The organism is Candidatus Thiodiazotropha sp. CDECU1, assembly GCF_963455295.1.
Classification (GTDB): domain Bacteria; phylum Pseudomonadota; class Gammaproteobacteria; order Chromatiales; family Chromatiaceae; genus Thiodiazotropha.
In genome coordinates this window covers 1398265-1415385 of sequence record NZ_OY734020.1, presented here as the reverse complement: position 1 = coordinate 1415385, position 17121 = coordinate 1398265, and the positions used below count along the sequence as shown (strand labels likewise).

The window sequence follows — 17121 nt, the reverse complement described above, 5'->3', positions numbered from 1 at the left end:
ACTGATAAAAGTGCCAAATCGGTCCCATGAGGCCACTCACACACTACCTCATCTCCATCCCTTCGACACGAATATTTTTCAGGCGTTCCAAGAGAGTCTTCCAGGCAACCTGCCGGTTCCTCGCAATCACGTCGATCCTTGGCAGGCCTGAACCTTTAACCAGGTAGTAGCCGCCATCCGCATGATCCATCCCACCTAACTCTGCGGTATTTCCATCGAGTTTAGCCCGTAACTCTATTCGGTTATATCGAAACTCCTTGAAGATGCCGAGAAAGGTACTGGACAGGCCACTGCCCACGCCATTGCCCAATGAAGTCAGATTATCCACCGCCCGTTGACTGATGCGATGGGGTGTCTGGTCATTGTCCGGCGTGTTGAAGCGCGCATTAAAGGCAATCGGCTCCCAACTGGCGAGGTGCAGATCGGCAATCTCCCCTTCGAGACCCCCCTGGATATGTCCGAATGAGAAGGTTTGTGTAATCTGAGCCAGATCCAGACCGGACAGCTGCAGCTCTGCAAAAAGCTCCGGTACCCGGCCCAGGGGCTCTTCGATCAATAGCTTGCCCATTCGAATCGTGCCACCGAATACGTCGATTACCAGTTCTCCATCCATGCCCATGCGTTTCTGCTGATAGTGAACATTTGGAATGCTGCCATGCAGTTTCCCTTCCATGGGCGGCCAGTCAAAGGCCTCGGCCAGTGCCTGAAGAGAGATATCTTTAACCTGGGCGCTGGTGGTCCACTGAGGTGCGTCGATAAGCAACCCCTGGGAATGCAGCTGGTCGATTTGCAGCGTTCCATGCAAAAGAGGCAGATCAACCGGTTGTTCCAATCTGACCTCCCCCTGTTGCGCATGGGCATGGATATCCACAGGTCCAAAATCGATGCGGTAGAGTTGCCCCCCCTGAATCGATATGTGTGACCTGTCGGGATGGCTCTCTCTGTTCCATGCCAACCGGCCATTCACCCCATACAGTGCGAACAGACCCTGTCGGTCGTCCAGGTTGATATCCTCGAGGGTGGCGCGCACACCTTGCAGCTGTCCATTTTTCAATCCTATTTGTGTATGCAACATTCCGGAGGCCTCGACATCATCCGCCAAGCTGCCTATCAGCATCGGTTGCAGGAATAGGTTATACAGGCTGCCCACGCGATCGCTGTGTAGATCTATCTCGGCGCTCAATATCTCGCCCGTAGACATATCGACCCTGGCACTACCCTGTGATTGCATGACCTGTGGCACAACGACCTTTGCGGCATGGATCAGCAACAAATCTGCGGAAGGCCTCCATTGGCACTGACACTCAACCGATAGCGGCTCTTTGGTCACCTCCACATAAAAAGGATCTGAATAGAACTGACCATTGCTTAATGAAAGCCTGGTATCCCCCCGCCAGTCAGAACCTTTTCGCTGAGCCTTAAGGTCCAACCTGAACTCTCCATCCTCGGCAACCCGCAGCCCCTCCACATCCGCATACGCGAACTTGGCAACCTGGAGGGTCAAATCGAGCCTCTCAGGATCAGCCTTGAAACCTGACAGTTGTGCGACCATTTTTGCGTCACCGGAGAGATCGGAGTCTTTAGGCAGGAGATCCGCAGCAAATTGTCGGCCCAAGCGCTGCAATTTCAAACGCTCGCCCTGCAGCGCAAGATCCCAGCGTCCCTGGTTCAATTCGAGTTCAACGTCTATTTCGCCCTGCGCCAACTTCACGCCATGAGCATTGATTGTCAGGTGTTCACTATCCACAAACTCGCCACTGACCTTAAGCTCCTGTGGTCCATACGGGGATTTGGCGATGCTCAAACGTCCATCACTGCATTGATAGGTTTGTTGCTTCAGTTGCAACGGACAATCCAGGCGAATACCCTCAACCCCCCCAGGCAGTGCATCGTGTTTGAATGAAGCGGCAGTCAGATGAACGGTTAGCTGTGCAGCACCAACCAAACCAAGGTCAATTTTGATATCCTGCATGGCCCATCCGCTGGCACTCAATCTTTCAATTGACAGACCCATCCGCAAATCCGCATCCGTACGCAGCGGAAGCGTCAGCAACAGAATCAGCCCGCCAAACCCTAAATAAAGTATGTGATATTTACCCATGGAAATCGTGTTGCCTGGAGTAAACTCCATATTACACCCCATTCCAGATCTTTCTTTCCTTTGGATGGGGCTGATTGGAGATTTATTACATGTTCACCCCGAAGAACGTCGCCATCGTCTTGATCCTGGTTTTCATCGTGAGTCTTGCGTCATGGTCGAAACTCCGCTTCGTCGATGAAAACGATCATGTTGAGCAGCGCTGGCGTGTGGAAGATTACCCCGGTTTTTCAGATAAAGGCCACGCAAGTGAAGACCATACAGGTAGCATCAACACCAGCCACTAGGCCCATGGGTTAGCCATGTAGCTAAAATAACAGCCATCCTGTCAGAGCTGAGCCCCCCATAAAGCTCAAAATATCGCCTTATTTCTGTAATTTCTCCCTAATTTCAATGAGTTATTATCCACTCTATAGTTCTGTGAATAATCCTCTAATAAATCAAATTATCTATCTATATTATAATATGCTAATTTACCGTACCTAAGGATTCTCATTCGTATGGAATCAGCATGCATGTTCGGCGCAGAAACAAGGGGTAATTTCATGGCTAAAAGATCTTCAGCAAGTAAAAAAACAATCACCTCGACATCATCCGATAATCCCAAACAGAAAGAGAACCTGATTGAATTGGAAGGCACAGCCTCATCTCCATCGCTACCGAACGAACTGAACAATAAAATCGGCAAGATCGACACAGACCTGGATGATCTCAGAAGCGAGTTGAGTAAGACCAATCGCAGCGTCAAAAGCAGCCTCTCCCACCTCAGTGACAAGGGAAGCGATTTGACTTCAAAGGTCTCTGAAACCTATCAACAACTAGGCGCCCTCGATGATGCCTATAAATCCCTATCGGACAAGTCCGCCAACATCAGCAAGAACATAAAGGCGATCTCCAAGCAGATCAATCAGGTCAGTGATAAATCCGACTCCGACATAGGATTGCTCAGCGACGGCTATCAAGCACTGATCGCACGTACCGATGAACTGGGAAAAAAATCAAAACAGACCTCTCAAACCCTGAACAAAAGCATCAAAGACAATGCCAGGATGCTGCAGGATCTGGAAAACGCACTGGTGGCAGAGATTGACAGCCTGGCAAAAAGCAGCGAGGAGCGGGACCAAAACCTGGCTGATGAAAATATAGAGATCAGCAAGAACCTCGACCGGGCTGAAGAGGAGATCAAATCCAGCCAGGCGCGGATGCTGAAATTACAGGCGGTGGATCAGGCCCTGGAGAAACGCGTAGCCGAAGTGGAGGGTTCCGCTGGAGAGCTGACCAAGAAGAGCCGGGAGCTGTCAAGGTCGACAACAATGCTGACTAAGCGCAGTTCCGAGCTATCCGATGCCATCGACGATCTGCGTGAACGTAGTGAAGAGCACAGCGGTCAGATCAGTGATCTTCAAGAGCGTGTTGAAAGAGGTGCCAAGGCCCTGGTTTCATTGATTATGTTGGAAAAGCGTCATTTTCGCATCCTGGGTGGAATGATTGCATTGCTGGTTCTCGCCTTTGTTGCTTTCATGGGCACTGAATATAGCAATTGGCGTTCCGAATCCCAGACCAATACCGCTTTGCAATCCGGGATCAACTCAACCAATAATCAGCTTGCCGCGACCGATTCACAACTTGGCCTGCTCAGCAAACAGACAGCGGAATCACAGCAAGTCGTAAACAATGAAATCTCCGCTATCAATGACCGTCTGGTCACTATAGGCGACCAGGTTGAAACCCTGGATGGTCGCGTCACCAATATGCGTCCACATAAGACATTCGGTAATGGCAATGTCATTCACGGATCCAAATGGGTTGCCAACCAGCCTGCCGAGAACCATACGATTCATATTGCAACCGTCAACGACAAGCAAGAGATGTATAAACTGGCGGAACGCTATCACACCTATTTGGATGACGAGCTTGCTTACCTGCCGGTTAGCGTTAAAAGTACCCGCAAATATGCATTGATCTACGGTAACTTTCCCGCTGCGAATGATGCTTCATCAGCATTGAACAGGCTGCCGAAGATGATTCAACGTCACCGGCCATCGGTACACTCCATGCAACAGGTGCAATCGTTTATCACAGAGTAACAGGCTCAAGAACCCTGGGGTGAGGGGAATCAGTGCCAGCCGGCACAAACCCCTCACCCGACCTACCCTGCTTTACCTGCTCTGCACACTGGCTTATTTTGCACCTCGATTCCAGGCCCTTGTCTCACTAGGGCCTGTTAACACTAATCCAATGCACTCTGCTGGGACTGTTTTTGCGCCCAGCAAGGCAGAATGAGCGTGGTGTAGCACCGCTACATGAGCGAATGATAACACCGCTGGGCGCAAAAACAGCCCCAGCCCTTCGGGTTGCGCCTGAAAAAGCGCCACTCAGCGTTGCTCGTCGTTCATTTGGAGTGACCAAACTTCTCTCCTCGCGCCTTGATTGGCGCTTTTTCAGGCACAACAGAGTGCATTGGATTAGTGTTAACAGGCCCTAGCAGTAGAGCAAGAATAAATCCACATCACTGAGGATTGTCATTGTCCCTGTTCGAGCGCTCTGTGTAGCCTTGGACCACAAGTGGAGGGCAAATGATGAGTCTTGATCGAGGTACTAAAATCTATGCGGCCATCCTAGCGGGGATATGTCTTAGTCTGCTGTTTGCGTGGTTAGTGACATTGGACTTCCGCGTCGGCGAGATAGATACCATGCTAAAACAGGATTCGCAGATATCCTCTTATCCCTATCCCTTCAGGGCACTGGAAATACAGGGAAACACTGCGGTCATGTCATCTCCCAGATCAAGAGAGATGCCTGCTGTGAGATTTATCGGTCTGATCAGGCCCGACCTCAAAAGCCTAAACGATCAACACCCAAAACTTATCGAGGCACAGCAGGAGCTGGCAGCAGTTCAATCCAAGGTCCGTAAACTGGTCCTTAGTCGGGAGGATATCGACCAGGTTAACTGGCGTATCGATAAGGAGTGGTTTGCGGGAAAAGGAATCTGGCTGGAGTAAACTGCTAAGGCCTTGATCAACATAGGAGTAAGTATATCGTTTTCTCTGTTATTGCTCACCAGCAGGCAATATCTTGAAGGTCTTGTCCTGATCCGCTTCCTGCCGGTTGCGCATGAAATCAGCTGTTCTGAAAAATGCCTGATCTAGCTTTTGTTGCAATCCCGCATCCAATCCCACATCCGACATCGCCTGGCGCATACAATGCATCCATTGATCCCTCTCCTCGATACCGATACTGAATGGCAGGTGCCTGGCACGGAGCCTAGGATGACCATACTTTTGCACATAGAGATCCGGACCGCCGAACCACCCGGATAGAAATAGAAACAGTTTTTCCCGGGACACTTTCAGGCTTTTAGCATGTAATTGGCGTAATTTTTCTACCTCTGGTTGCTGGTCCATCAGATCATAGAATCTGTCAACCAGTTGCCGAACAGTTTTTTCGCCACCCATTTTTTGGTAGGCCGTTTGATGCTGATTCATCAACCTTTACCTTAATAACTACAATTGTGGATGGTAAATCTTTTGTAAAAGATAGGATATAAAGGGAGTCTAACCGCACACACGGTGAGAATTCAAGAATGACAGATAACACCCCATTTGCAGCCCAGCCAAGAGTTGCTATCAGTGCCTGTCTACTCGGGCATAATGTTCGTTATGATGGTGGACATAAACAGGATCGATATATTATCGAGACCTTGGGTAAGTATATTGAGTTTTTACCGATCTGCCCTGAAGCTGAAATCGGCCTCGGCGTCCCTCGTCCCACGATCCGGCTTATGGGTGACCATGTACATCCTCGCCTGGTGGGAGTCGCTGATCCCAACTGGGATGTCACTGACAAAATGGAACAATTCGCTGCTAAAAAGGCAGATGAGTTACGGGATATCAGTGGCTATATATTGAAAAAAAACTCTCCCAGTTGTGGTATGGAACGGGTCAAGGTCTACTCAGAAACCAGTCACCAGAATTTGCGAAAGGGTACAGGTGTATTCGCCAGAATAGTGATGCATCATCAGCCCCTGTTACCTGTTGAAGAGGAGGGCCGGCTGAATGATTATGTGCTCAGAGAAAACTTCATTAATCGTGTCTATGTCTATCATCGATGGAAAAGGCTATTAGTTTCCGGACTCACTCCCGCTACTCTTATCGCCTTTCACACTGATCATAAATATCTGGTTATGGCCCATTCGCAGGCAGCCTACCAACGCCTTGGCAGACTACTCTCTAACCTCTCTGACATGGATCTGAGCACAATAGCCGACGACTATATTCAAGAATTGATGCCGACATTGAAACGGCGTGTCACCCGAAAAAGGCATGCCAATGTTCTGCAACATATCATGGGATATCTGAAAAAACTTATCAGCAGCGATGACAAAAGGGAGTTGGCTGCCAGTATAGAGGCCTATCGCCGAGGCGAAACACCACTCATCGTCCCGATAACCCTGTTCAGGCACTACTTCAGACACCATCCGGACAGTTACATGTCAAGGCAAATCTATCTACATCCGCACCCGGACTCCCTTGGACTAAGAAACACTATTTGAAAACCCAATCTCATTCTCGGGCTATGTCTTATCAGCCTGGTGCGGCTCCACTGTTTTTCATGCTCTCTCTTGATTCGATATCGTGTATGAACAGCCGGGAATCGGCATCTCTCAGACGCCGGCAAACCTCTCTCCCCAGGTTCATATAGATCAATGTATACTGTTCCGAATTGGAGACATAGAGTTCGGCCAACTGTGCGGCTGTCACCTGAATCGCACTACTGTCTGAGAGTGCCACCACCTCCGCACTGCGGGGTTTACAGTCCATTAGCGCCATCTCTCCAAAACAGTCCCCCTCGCCCAGCTCCCGGAGTTTGTAGCGCTTTTCATTCGAATATCGATACACCGCCACCTGACCCTGCTCAATGATATAGATTGAATTATCCAGATCACCTTCACGAAAAAAGTAACCGCCTATCTCCACCTTGACGATCCTGGCCTTGTCAAGTATTGACTTGAGAGAGGCTTCGTTTACACCGCCGAAGATCGGCATCTCCTGCAGGATTTTCAATCTGCCAGATAACATAGTGTAGCCTCGTCAGAGTGTTGCTCAGCCATCAGCGCGTGAACGGTTTAGACGATAACGAACCCCCAATCCAAGATGACTACTTCTCGGATAGTATGTCAATTAGGATAGACCAGATACCAAAGTATAAACAGACAGCAAAATCGTGGAGACACCCCCCAGTGGAGTTTGCTATAACAGTGTTACATTAGCCAAGAATCTGCTCCTTCACATCCATGAAGGCAGGATGCGGACATGCCGTATACCAATGAGATTAGAAAAGTACCGTGAACAGATCGTTTGGACTTATCATCATCGGCGATGAAATACTCCTCGGGGGCAGAGAGGACAGGCATTTCGCCTATTTCCGAGAATTACTGGATCACAGGGGACTACACCTAGGGCCTGCGCCGCGCAAGCAGCTGGGGTTGAACTGGATTATCATCCTGAGGCGGTAGCTTTGATTGAAAGGCGCTATGGCGAAGAGGCCTATCCAACCCGGGTAGAGATGGCCAACCTGCCGAGGGGGGCCGAACTCATTCCCAATCCCTATAACCAGATTCCAGGATTCTCGATTAATCAGCACCATTTTTTACCCGGATTCCCGCAAATGGCCTGGCCCATGGCCGAATGGATCCTGGATCAGTTATACCCCTCATCAAGTCAACAGCTTAGTGAACTATCCCTGCAAGTCATAGATACCCCTGAGAGCGCGCTTGTGGCTATTATGGTGCAGTTCAATGAACGTTTTCCCGAGCTAAAGACATTCAGTCTTCCCACCCTGGGTGCGAATAGTTATATTGAATTCGGTATTCGTGGCAGGGGGGATATCAAGCAGGCATTTCATGAACTGCAAATGACCTTACGAGAACAACAGATTCCGTTTCGGTAAGTCACTTGCCGGGAAAAATTATGCAATGTGATTTTTTGTAACCTTATTCTTTGCAACGGAAAAACTTATATCTATTACAATACAATAATTACCAATAGTAACAAGAGGGAGAGACGTCATGAAAGTGGCACTATTGGGCGGCACTGGCTTTGTCGGTCACTATTTGACGGAGAAACTGCTACAACATGGTCATACACCCAGACTATTGGTTAGAGAGGACTCTTCTCACTCATTCAAACCAACCCAACCTTTCGAGTGGGTAAGCGGGGATATCGAAGATAATAAATCACTTAGGCGTCTACTGACCGGGGTCGACGCGGTGATCTACAACATCGGTATCCTCAGGGAATATCCCTCCAAGGGAATCACCTTCGACAAACTTCAGCACGAGTGGGTCATCAAAACCGCTTCTGTGGCAAAAGAACAGGGGATCAAACGTTTTCTCCTGATGAGTGCCAACGGTGTCGAACTTGGTCTGACGCCCTACCAGAAGACCAAATTGGCCGCGGAAAACCACCTCCCAGGCAGTGGCCTTGATTGGACTATTTTCCGCCCTTCCGTAATCTTCGGCAATCCCCATGGAAGGCTTGAATTCGTCACCATGCTGAAGCGGGATATCATCGACTCTCCCCTACCCGCACCACTATTTTATGAAGGCCTGATCCCCTCCAAACCCGGTGGTTTCGAGCTCTCTCCGGTACACGTGGAGGATGTGGCCGAGTCCTTTGTTTTATCACTTGACAGGCCAGAGACCTACAGTGATATCTACACCCTGGGCGGCCCGCAAAACCTCACCTGGCGAGAGATATTGAAAACCATCGCTGAAACCCTTGGTAAGCACAAGCTCATGCTTCCGGTACCGGCATTCGCCCCTTCATTGGCCGCAGCCGCACTCGATAGATTCCCATGGTTTCCCATCAGTCGAGACCAGATTCGCATGTTACTGAAGGGAAATGTCTGCAGTGGCGAAAAGATATTCAACCTCTGCCAGATACAACCGCACAGCTTTGACAAAGAGAGCCTCGGCTATATCGTGGAAAACGGGGGCTGATCAGTGCTATCCCGTAATTAAAAAAAGCAAACTTAGTCAGACCTCGATCCTCCCTCGGCGATTGCGGGATTCAACATTTTCAGAATCAGAAACCCAACCACGGCGGAAAGTGCGGAGCCAAGCAGGATACCTAGGCGGTCTCCCATGATAATAGTGCTGGTACCTCCCTGTTCAAAGGCCAGCGATGCAATAAAGAGACTCATGGTGAAACCGATGCCGCACAGTATCGTGGTCGCATAGAAACCCGACCAGCTGGCACCGCTGGGTAGCTTGGCAAAACCAAGCATGATGGCTACACCACAAAACAGCATGATACCGATCTGCTTACCGAGAAAGAGACCCGCGGCTATGCCCAGTGGTATCGGCTCAAGCAATGACTCAAAGGTCAGACCCGAGAGGGATACACCCGCATTGGCAAATGCAAATATGGGTACAATCAACAGCGCCACCCATTGATGCAGTCCATGCTCCACCTCCTTGAGAGGAGAACGTTGACTGTTGTTTGCATCCTTGAGAGGGATCATGAGTCCGAGGATCACGCCTGCCAAGGTGGCATGTACGCCAGATTTCAATACCGCAATCCAGAGAATCACTCCCACCAGCACATAGGCTGAAACCCGGGACACGTTCATTATGTTCAAGACAAACAGCACCACAATTGCCACCAGGGCGATGATCAGGCTGGCAAAGGATAGGTCCGCGGTATAGAAGATGGCGATTATGATTATCGCCCCCAGGTCATCGAAGATTGCCAGTGCCATCAAAAAGACCCGCAGGGAAACAGGCACACGCCTGCCTAACAGGGATATAACCCCAAGGGCAAAGGCGATATCCGTGGCGGCGGGGATCGCCCAGCCGTTCAAGGCTGCCGGATCGCCGTGATTCAACCAGTAATAGATGGCAGCGGGTACCAGCATGCCACCGATCGCACCCAATCCGGGCAGAATGATCTGGTCCGGGCGGGAGAGCTCTCCCTCAAGAAACTCCCGCTTCACTTCGAGCCCGATCAACATAAAAAATACCGCCATCAAACCGTCGTTGATCCACAGCAACAGGGGTTTGGCAAGTTGCAGCTCACCGATGCGAATCTCAACGGGCGTATCAAGCAGGGCATCATAGAACCAACTCAAGGGTGAGTTCTCAAGCACCAAGGCCAATACAGCGGCAATAATCAAAAGTATGCCACTGGCGGAATCCTGGCGGATAAAATCCTGCAACCATTTCGATATTTCGTTCGAGTATTCTCTTTCTTGTGCCATTTGCCGATAATTCCACTGGTGGGTGAGGATTCAAACAACCATCCACTAATCCTAACACTGCTCCTGAAAAAGGATGATATTTTTCAGGCGAGACATCAACAAGCTATCAGTATATGGATAAAGGAGCGACAATTTTCAGCACAATAGATATGGCTTCTGAGTAAACAGACGTTGGCTATCCAATCTGGAAAAAAAAAGGGGTGCCAGGCGGCACCCCTAAAAAACCGGTAGAGACTACCGGCGGAGGATCATTCAATGCAATCTGTCAGGAACGTTCGTCCAACCACTTGCCAATTGCGGGCGGCACCTGCTTTTGCGCCTTACCGCTGACATAGATACCGATATGTCCACCAGGGAAGGAGAGCTCGGTATAGTCCTTGGTGCCGGTCAGATTACGCAGTGCTCGGGAGGAATCAGGGGGCACCAGGTGGTCCTGCTCCGCATAGATATTGAGCACAGGACAGGTAACGTTCTTCAAATCCACAGGGCGGCCACCAATTGTTACACCGCCTTCCAGAAAACCGTTGTTCTGATAAAAATCCTTCACGAATTGCCTGAAGGTCTCACCCGCTTGATCGGGACTGTCGAAAATCCACTTCTCCATACGCAGGAAGTTCTTCAGCTTATCCTCATCCTCCAGCACATCCACCATGCTCAGATACTTCTGGCCGGTGAGACTGAAAGGTTTGAGTGAGAGAAAGGTCCAGTTAAGGAGCTCACCCGGCACATTACCCAGGGTGTCGATCAACAGATCCACGTCCATATGCTGAACCCAGGCGGAAAGCATATTGTCCGGGGTCTTGAAATCCACCGGTGTGACCATGGTAATTAGATTCTTGACCTTATCGGGATGCAACGAGCTGTAACAGAGGCTGAAGGCACCACCCTGACAGATGCCCAGAATATTGATCTTATCGAGTTTATGACGTTTGCGGATCACATCCACGCAACGGTCCATGTAACCGTTGATATAGTCATCCATGGTCACCGCCCGATCCGCCTCATCGGGATATCCCCAATCTATCAGGTAGACATCCTGCCCCGCCGCCAGAAGATTGCGTATGGTGGAGCGATTCTCCTGAATGTCCGTCATATAGGGTCGATTCACCAAGGCATAGACAATCAAGGTCGGTACTGAATTCTGAACCACATCGGCGGGCGATTCATAGCGGTAGAGACTCAATTTGTCTTCCTGGTAGACCTCTACCTTTGGGGTTACACCGGTATCGATCTTTTCGGAATTCAATAGGTTCTCAACCCCCTTACCCAGTTTACGGCTGTAGTCGAACATCTCTTCGGCTAGCTGGTCGGGGCGTAAATTAAATGGTTGCACGTCTATTCTCCTCAAATCCTCAGTCTGCTCGCACGGCACTTCAGCAAACAGGCTAACTATTCATCTCACTCGGATGGATTCATTTACCCTTGTCGCTGCTGTCAGCCTAGGCCTTCTTGGCAGCCACTCTTTTTTTCGCCACTGCCTTTTTCTTCGGCGCAGAACTCTTCTTCGTCTTGGCCGCACTCGCCTCTGGCTTGCTAGTCGCCAGATTGCGCATTTCGATGAGCTGCTCTTTCAGCAGTTCGATCTCGGCTCGCATGGCCTTGGTGTCGCGGCGTGATTCCTGGAGACGATCCTGCAGGGTGCGCAGCTCCCTGCGGGTTGGCATATTCAAACCACCCAGCGCCTCATCCACCAACTGACCAAGCTTCTGTTTCAGCCCCATCAGGCTGTTCACCAGGCGACCGTGAATCTTGGCATATTCAGGAGTCATCACCTGTTCACCGTAGACCTCTTCGCTACTGCCGACCCAGAGATCATAGAGTCCACGGGCGCTATCCACCTGTTTGCCCTCATCCATCAGCGAATCGATCTTCTCTTTCAAGCGATTGGCCGAAAGCAGACCCAGGTTGGAAAAGAATCCCATGTATTCGCCCAGGCAACGCTGGTATTCCACGACACGCTGCGTCAGCTGCTTGTACTGTCTCTCCTCTTCCCGGGTATAACCGAGACCGGGAGCGCTGAGAAAACGATCCAGACCACCGCTATGGGGCATGTTGCGCAGCAGATCGCCGGGCATCAGGGAGAGTGAGGAGATCATCCGCTGCCAGTTATCCATCGGCATCTCCCAGAAGGCCATCATCTTATGCAGGGCATCGTCGCCAGCGGCCTCGGAGTTGCCGAAAACACTCTCCATGTTCCCGCTAAACAGCTTCTGCAGATCGGCAACTGTGCGATTGGCCGTATCCATCCAGCTCTGGCTATCACCGGCATTCTTGTAATAACCCTCGGCCATACGGAAATAACTTTGGGTCTGGGCCATCATCTTGTTCATAAAATCACGGGTCATGTCATTGGTCCCGGGTGACAGGCCCTGCCACCAGTGCTCCATTGCACTCTCCATAGGTGACTTCACCGGCTGCTTCATTCCCATTGCCTGACGGCTCATATCGGTCCAGTTTTCCCAGTATTTCTGCTGGGTCTTCATCCAGTCCTCGTTCCAGAATGCAGATTCACTCATGGTTTAGTCCCGTGTTAGCGACATAGTGTCGATTGGTGTCATTGATTCATCATGTGTCGAGACGGAAAAAAACCTAAACTCAACACTCATGCCTCAATAAGCTAGCAATAAAATTTGTGCGCTGCAACATTTTTTGCTAAAACATAGGCTGCAGTCAGCGTTCGCATGTTCCGAAAGCAGATGTGAAACGCCATACATTGTCCGTTTTGAGCCTGTTGACGGGCCATTTAATAAACATAAAACATGAGGATTAGCCAACGTGAGTGAGAATATCGTCATCGTCGACGCAGCCCGAAGCGCTATCGGTACATTTGGTGGCAGCCTTGCTGGTATCCCTGGCCATCAGCTCGGCGCAAATATTATCAAGGGTCTGCTTGAGCGTACCGGGGTTAAACCGGAACTGGTGGATGAAGTGATCCTTGGCCAGGTTCTGACTGCGGGAAGCGGCCAGAATCCCGCCCGACAGGCAGCCATAGCCGCCGGATTACCGGTTGAAACATCCGCCCTGACCATCAACAAGGTCTGCGGCAGCGGCCTGAAAGCGGTACATTTAGCCATGCAGGCCGTGGCCTGTGGTGATGCGGAGGTGGTCATCGCCGGCGGTCAGGAAAACATGAGCATGGCCCCCCATGTCCTCCCCAATTCGCGCAAAGGCAGCAAAATGGGTGATTGGAAATTGATCGACACTATGATTACCGATGGCCTTTGGGACGCATTCAACAACTACCATATGGGCACCACCGCCGAGAATATCGCTGGGAAATTCAATCTCAGCCGTGAGGACCAGGATGCCTTTGCAGCCGTCTCGCAACAGAAGGCAGAGGCCGCCTTGAATGAGAATGTCTTCGCCGATGAGATCATCCCCGTAGAAATCCCGCAGCGCAGAGGCGATCCCATCATCTTCGATCGGGATGAATTTCCCCGCCCGGGTACTACTGCAGAGTCTCTCGGCAAACTGCGCCCCGCTTTTTCCAAAGAGGGTAGTGTCACTGCAGGCAACGCCTCCGGACTCAACGATGGCGCCGCGGTGGTGATGGTAATGAGCGAGACCAAGGCAAAGGAGCTGGGGCTCACCCCTATGGCACGGATCGTTGCCTTCGCATCTGCCGGTGTTGATCCCTCAATCATGGGCACCGGTCCCATACCCGCATCGAGCAAGTGCCTGGAAAGAGCCGGCTGGCAGATCGATGACCTGGACAGGATCGAGGCCAACGAGGCCTTTGCAGCCCAGGCCATGTGCGTGAATCAGGAGATGGGTTGGGATACTGGCAAGGTGAACGTCCATGGTGGCGCCATCGCTTTGGGACACCCGATAGGGGCATCCGGGTGCCGCGTGTTGGTCACCCTGCTGCATGAGATGAAACGCAGTGGCTCGCAGAAGGGCCTGGCCACCCTATGTATCGGTGGTGGCCAAGGTGTCGCCATGGCGGTGGAGAAAGCCTGAAGGCCAACTTGAGATGTCACCAGGTTGGGACTGAAAGTATGGTTCCAGTCTGCCGGTGGGTTGAGTGCGGCTGGGCCGCACCCGGCCCACCAATGGATCTGCACACCACTCATCTAAGCCTAAAAAGAGCATCTGAAACCCGATCTACCCCCTTTTAACGCCTTCTCGATTATTCTCGATGCCAGGTTTGGGGTAAACTGGACGGCGTATACATCCAGGAAAAGTTGCAGGGCCATGTCTGATCGCATTATTAAAAAATATCCCAACCGTCGGTTGTACGATACTGAGCAGAGTAAATACATAACCCTGACCCAGTTGCGCCAACTGATTATCAGCGGTGAATCGATCAAGGTGGTGGATTCCACCTCTGAGGAAGACATTACCCGCAATATCCTGCTACAGATCATTCTAGAGACAGAATCTGGCGGTGAACCCCTCTTCACAGCCAATATGCTCTCCCAGATCATTCGTTTTTACGGCGGCACCCTGCAGGGAATATTCGGCAACTATCTGGAACAGAGCCTCGGTATGTTCACTGCCCAGCAGGAGCAACTGAAAAAGAATATGGGTGAAGACCCATTTACCGCCATGACCAATCTGGCCCAGAACAACATGAAAATATGGACAGATTTACAGAAGGATTTTTTTACTGCGGCAGGTTTTTCCAATACGAAAAAAGATGATTCATAAGGTTTCCATGCCAAGAAAATAATCTTAATTAGTTGATATAATTAGCATTAATTAAGATCATCAACCGCGTTTCCCAGCCATCACACTCAGTAAAAGTATTTTGTGCACCGCACAAATTTCTCTTGACAGCCCCCTCCAGCTGGACTATGCTGCACTGCAACAATGCTGCAATGCACAAACGACAGGAGAACCTATCATGGCTAAAGCGAAAGAGAACATCGAGATGATTAGTGAATTCAACACTGCCGGTTACGAAAGTTTCCGTCAACTGAGCGACATCAGCCTAAATGCCTGGAATCAGGTCATGGATGCACAGATGAGCACCCTGAACACCCTCATGAACACCAGCATGGAACAGATGAAGCTGGTTTCTGAAGCCAAGGACTACCATGAGGTCGTCCGCGGTCAGATGGATCTGAGCCGTAAACTGGGTGAAGATCTGATGGGCAAGACCCGCGAGGCTGTAGAGCTGAGCCAGAAAACCGGCGAAGAAGTACGCGCTTGGTACGAGACCAATCTGGCTGCCGCTAACGAGAAGATCAGCAAGGTCGCGGAAAAGGCTGCTTAATCGCACCTCTCCCCGATCGATCTATCGACAACCGGCGGCACCTGTCGCCGGTTTTTTATGAGCCTGAATCTGCAGCTTGATCAGTGATGAAGCGCCCAGGCACTTTATTCGACTACAGGATGAATACTAAGGGAAGAGTGGCTTATTAGGTTGAATAGAATTGTATGCCTGAATGGTCAATTCGTTGCTTATTGCGAGATGATCACGCTAGAGATTTAGGCTATCAGATATTGAGGAAGTACAAGAATGAGCTGTAAAGACAAACTCGCTGTTGTCACTGGTGGTATGGGCGGTATCGGCACCGCGATCTGTTTGCGCCTTGCCCAAGAAGGGGCAAAGGTTATCGCTACCTGTCACCCGGCAGAAGTTGACCAGGTGGATGCCTGGGTGAAAAGCCAAAAGCAACAAGGTGCAGAAATTGACGTCGTTGCCGGTGATGTTTCCACCCCTGAGGGCGGAACGGCCTTGATGAACGAGATTGTCGAAAAAAATGGTCCGGTGGATATCCTGGTCAATTGTGCCGGCATCACCCGGGATTCGACCATGAAAAAGATGACATCAGAGCAGTGGGATGCGGTCATCGATACCAACCTGAGCAGCGCTTTCTATGTTACCAGTCCGGTTTGGAACAGCATGATCGAACGCGGTTTCGGTCGAGTCATCAACATCTCATCGGTCAACGGACAGCGTGGGCAATTCGGTCAGGCCAACTATTCTGCAGCCAAAGCGGGTATGCATGGCTTTACCATGGCATTGGCCTACGAAGGAGCGGCGAAGGGCGTAACCATCAATACCGTCTCCCCCGGTTACATCGAGACCTCAATGACCGCTGCGATGCGCGACGATGTTCGCGATGCCATCGTCAGTGGCATCCCCATGCGCCGCATGGGTCAGCCTGAGGAGATTGCTCATGCGGTCGCCTTCCTCGCTGATGACAACAGCACCTACGTTACTGGCGCCAATCTGCCCGTCAATGGTGGCCTGTTTATCCATTAATCAAATCACTTCTCCCTCATAAGTGATCATTTATACCCGGCATCCCCTGCCGGGTTTTTTTTGCGTTCTAAAAAAAGCAGCACTCAGTATAGGAAATCATCAGTGACAAATGGCCTTGTCGATACGGGCAGCCTTAGATTTGTGGGGATAGATAGGATGAACAGCAGCGACAGCTGGTGAAGCGACTCAGATGAGATGCATGGGTCTGGCTAGAAAATAGGGTTGCAGGGGACTGGCTATGATCAGGATAGGCCCTTGCCTGATTAACACTCAATGTCGTAGGGATCAGTATCGAATGGGTCGGGCCATGCCGGGTCATCGGGCCATACTTTCAGCTTGCTGTAGTCTTGCCACATATCACTTCTCCTTAAACAACCCTTACTTATTTTCATGCAATAAGATTGCCAAAACAGTAACCTGTTGATTTTTAGAAGACTTATAAGTGATACCTGAAAAACCTGTTGAGCTATTTGTAAAGATAATCGACGCCTAAGGCGTCAAAAAAGCAGCGATTTTCGGTAATATTCAACAACTGTCGTCTATCTTGTTG

The 17121-nt window shown here is 50.5% G+C and carries 16 protein-coding genes; 10 read left to right on the top strand and 6 right to left on the bottom strand.

What is annotated here, in order from left to right; translation table 11 throughout:
* Nucleotides 1-43: 43 nt before the first annotated feature.
* Nucleotides 44-2131 carry a hypothetical protein gene (locus tag R2K28_RS06405; RefSeq protein WP_316368538.1) on the bottom strand — a complete coding sequence of 696 codons (2088 nt, stop codon included), beginning with the start codon at nucleotides 2129-2131 and terminating at the stop codon, nucleotides 44-46.
* Nucleotides 2132-2190: 59 nt separating this feature from the next.
* On the opposite strand from R2K28_RS06405, the gene R2K28_RS06400 reads away from it, so the two are divergent.
* From R2K28_RS06400 to R2K28_RS06390, 3 genes are all read left to right on the top strand, one after another.
* Nucleotides 2191-2385 (top strand): hypothetical protein, encoded by a 195-nt coding sequence (locus R2K28_RS06400; protein ID WP_316368537.1) that lies wholly within the window; start codon nucleotides 2191-2193, stop codon nucleotides 2383-2385.
* Nucleotides 2386-2643: 258 nt separating this feature from the next.
* Nucleotides 2644-4185: a hypothetical protein gene (locus R2K28_RS06395; RefSeq protein ID WP_316368536.1), complete on the top strand. Its 1542-nt coding sequence runs from the start codon at nucleotides 2644-2646 to the stop codon at nucleotides 4183-4185.
* Nucleotides 4186-4893: 708 nt separating this feature from the next.
* Nucleotides 4894-5100: a hypothetical protein gene (locus tag R2K28_RS06390; RefSeq protein WP_316368535.1), complete on the top strand. Its 207-nt coding sequence runs from the start codon at nucleotides 4894-4896 to the stop codon at nucleotides 5098-5100.
* Between the two features lie 48 nt (nucleotides 5101-5148).
* Here R2K28_RS06390 and R2K28_RS06385 read toward each other — a convergent pair whose 3' ends face one another.
* The gene (locus R2K28_RS06385) at nucleotides 5149-5583 is read right to left on the bottom strand and encodes a group II truncated hemoglobin (RefSeq protein ID WP_316368534.1); all 435 of its coding nucleotides are present in this window, start codon (nucleotides 5581-5583) and stop codon (nucleotides 5149-5151) included.
* Between the two features lie 98 nt (nucleotides 5584-5681).
* Between R2K28_RS06385 and R2K28_RS06380 the strand changes: the two genes are divergently transcribed.
* A complete protein-coding gene (locus tag R2K28_RS06380; RefSeq protein WP_316368532.1) occupies nucleotides 5682-6650 on the top strand; it encodes a YbgA family protein in 969 nt (322 codons plus the stop codon).
* 31 nt (nucleotides 6651-6681) lie between these two features.
* On the opposite strand, the gene R2K28_RS06375 is transcribed toward R2K28_RS06380, so the two are convergent.
* The gene (locus R2K28_RS06375; protein WP_316368530.1) at nucleotides 6682-7176 is read right to left on the bottom strand and encodes a Crp/Fnr family transcriptional regulator; all 495 of its coding nucleotides are present in this window, start codon (nucleotides 7174-7176) and stop codon (nucleotides 6682-6684) included.
* Between the two features lie 439 nt (nucleotides 7177-7615).
* Here R2K28_RS06375 and R2K28_RS06370 point away from each other — a divergent pair, with 439 nt between their 5' ends.
* Both R2K28_RS06370 and R2K28_RS06365 read left to right on the top strand, forming a co-directional pair.
* Nucleotides 7616-8047, top strand: a complete 432-nt coding sequence (locus R2K28_RS06370; RefSeq protein ID WP_316368529.1) for a hypothetical protein — start codon at nucleotides 7616-7618, stop codon at nucleotides 8045-8047.
* 118 nt (nucleotides 8048-8165) lie between these two features.
* A complete protein-coding gene (locus R2K28_RS06365; protein ID WP_316368528.1) occupies nucleotides 8166-9098 on the top strand; it encodes an NAD(P)H-binding protein in 933 nt (310 codons plus the stop codon).
* A gap of 32 nt (nucleotides 9099-9130) precedes the next feature.
* On the opposite strand, the gene nhaA is transcribed toward R2K28_RS06365, so the two are convergent.
* The 3 genes from nhaA to phaE all read right to left on the bottom strand — a co-directional run bounded on the left by nhaA (nucleotide 9131) and on the right by phaE (nucleotide 12873).
* A complete protein-coding gene (nhaA, locus tag R2K28_RS06360; protein WP_316368526.1) occupies nucleotides 9131-10357 on the bottom strand; it encodes a Na+/H+ antiporter NhaA in 1227 nt (408 codons plus the stop codon).
* 265 nt (nucleotides 10358-10622) lie between these two features.
* Complete coding sequence (locus R2K28_RS06355; protein WP_442871432.1) at nucleotides 10623-11648, bottom strand: class III poly(R)-hydroxyalkanoic acid synthase subunit PhaC; 1026 nt, start codon at nucleotides 11646-11648, stop codon at nucleotides 10623-10625.
* Between the two features lie 148 nt (nucleotides 11649-11796).
* A complete protein-coding gene (phaE, locus tag R2K28_RS06350) occupies nucleotides 11797-12873 on the bottom strand; it encodes a class III poly(R)-hydroxyalkanoic acid synthase subunit PhaE (RefSeq protein WP_316368523.1) in 1077 nt (358 codons plus the stop codon).
* A gap of 259 nt (nucleotides 12874-13132) precedes the next feature.
* Between phaE and R2K28_RS06345 the strand changes: the two genes are divergently transcribed.
* The 4 genes from R2K28_RS06345 to phbB all read left to right on the top strand — a co-directional run bounded on the left by R2K28_RS06345 (nucleotide 13133) and on the right by phbB (nucleotide 16571).
* Nucleotides 13133-14317, top strand: coding sequence for an acetyl-CoA C-acetyltransferase (locus tag R2K28_RS06345; RefSeq protein WP_316368521.1), 1185 nt, complete (start codon nucleotides 13133-13135; stop codon nucleotides 14315-14317).
* A 234-nt stretch (nucleotides 14318-14551) separates the two neighbouring features.
* Nucleotides 14552-15007 carry a polyhydroxyalkanoate synthesis repressor PhaR gene (gene phaR / locus R2K28_RS06340; RefSeq protein WP_116446313.1) on the top strand — a complete coding sequence of 152 codons (456 nt, stop codon included), beginning with the start codon at nucleotides 14552-14554 and terminating at the stop codon, nucleotides 15005-15007.
* Between the two features lie 196 nt (nucleotides 15008-15203).
* Complete coding sequence (locus tag R2K28_RS06335; RefSeq protein ID WP_116446314.1) at nucleotides 15204-15575, top strand: phasin family protein; 372 nt, start codon at nucleotides 15204-15206, stop codon at nucleotides 15573-15575.
* 246 nt (nucleotides 15576-15821) lie between these two features.
* Complete coding sequence (gene phbB / locus R2K28_RS06330; RefSeq protein WP_316368519.1) at nucleotides 15822-16571, top strand: acetoacetyl-CoA reductase; 750 nt, start codon at nucleotides 15822-15824, stop codon at nucleotides 16569-16571.
* Nucleotides 16572-17121 lie beyond the last annotated feature (550 nt).

Bases quoted from the DNA above. Each gene is read 5' to 3' on its own strand.
- R2K28_RS06405 (WP_316368538.1), bottom strand. From the start codon at position 2,131: ATGGAGTTTACTCCAGGCAACACGATTTCCATGGGTAAATATCACATA.
- R2K28_RS06400 (WP_316368537.1), top strand. From the start codon at position 2,191: ATGTTCACCCCGAAGAACGTCGCCATCGTCTTGATCCTGGTTTTCATC.
- R2K28_RS06395 (WP_316368536.1), top strand. From the start codon at position 2,644: ATGGCTAAAAGATCTTCAGCAAGTAAAAAAACAATCACCTCGACATCA.
- R2K28_RS06390 (WP_316368535.1), top strand. From the start codon at position 4,894: ATGCCTGCTGTGAGATTTATCGGTCTGATCAGGCCCGACCTCAAAAGC.
- R2K28_RS06385 (WP_316368534.1), bottom strand. From the start codon at position 5,583: ATGAATCAGCATCAAACGGCCTACCAAAAAATGGGTGGCGAAAAAACT.
- R2K28_RS06380 (WP_316368532.1), top strand. From the start codon at position 5,682: ATGACAGATAACACCCCATTTGCAGCCCAGCCAAGAGTTGCTATCAGT.
- R2K28_RS06375 (WP_316368530.1), bottom strand. From the start codon at position 7,176: ATGTTATCTGGCAGATTGAAAATCCTGCAGGAGATGCCGATCTTCGGC.
- R2K28_RS06365 (WP_316368528.1), top strand. From the start codon at position 8,166: ATGAAAGTGGCACTATTGGGCGGCACTGGCTTTGTCGGTCACTATTTG.
- nhaA (WP_316368526.1), bottom strand. From the start codon at position 10,357: ATGGCACAAGAAAGAGAATACTCGAACGAAATATCGAAATGGTTGCAG.
- R2K28_RS06355 (WP_442871432.1), bottom strand. From the start codon at position 11,648: ATGTTCGACTACAGCCGTAAACTGGGTAAGGGGGTTGAGAACCTATTG.
- phaE (WP_316368523.1), bottom strand. From the start codon at position 12,873: ATGAGTGAATCTGCATTCTGGAACGAGGACTGGATGAAGACCCAGCAG.
- phaR (WP_116446313.1), top strand. From the start codon at position 14,552: ATGTCTGATCGCATTATTAAAAAATATCCCAACCGTCGGTTGTACGAT.
- R2K28_RS06335 (WP_116446314.1), top strand. From the start codon at position 15,204: ATGGCTAAAGCGAAAGAGAACATCGAGATGATTAGTGAATTCAACACT.
- phbB (WP_316368519.1), top strand. From the start codon at position 15,822: ATGAGCTGTAAAGACAAACTCGCTGTTGTCACTGGTGGTATGGGCGGT.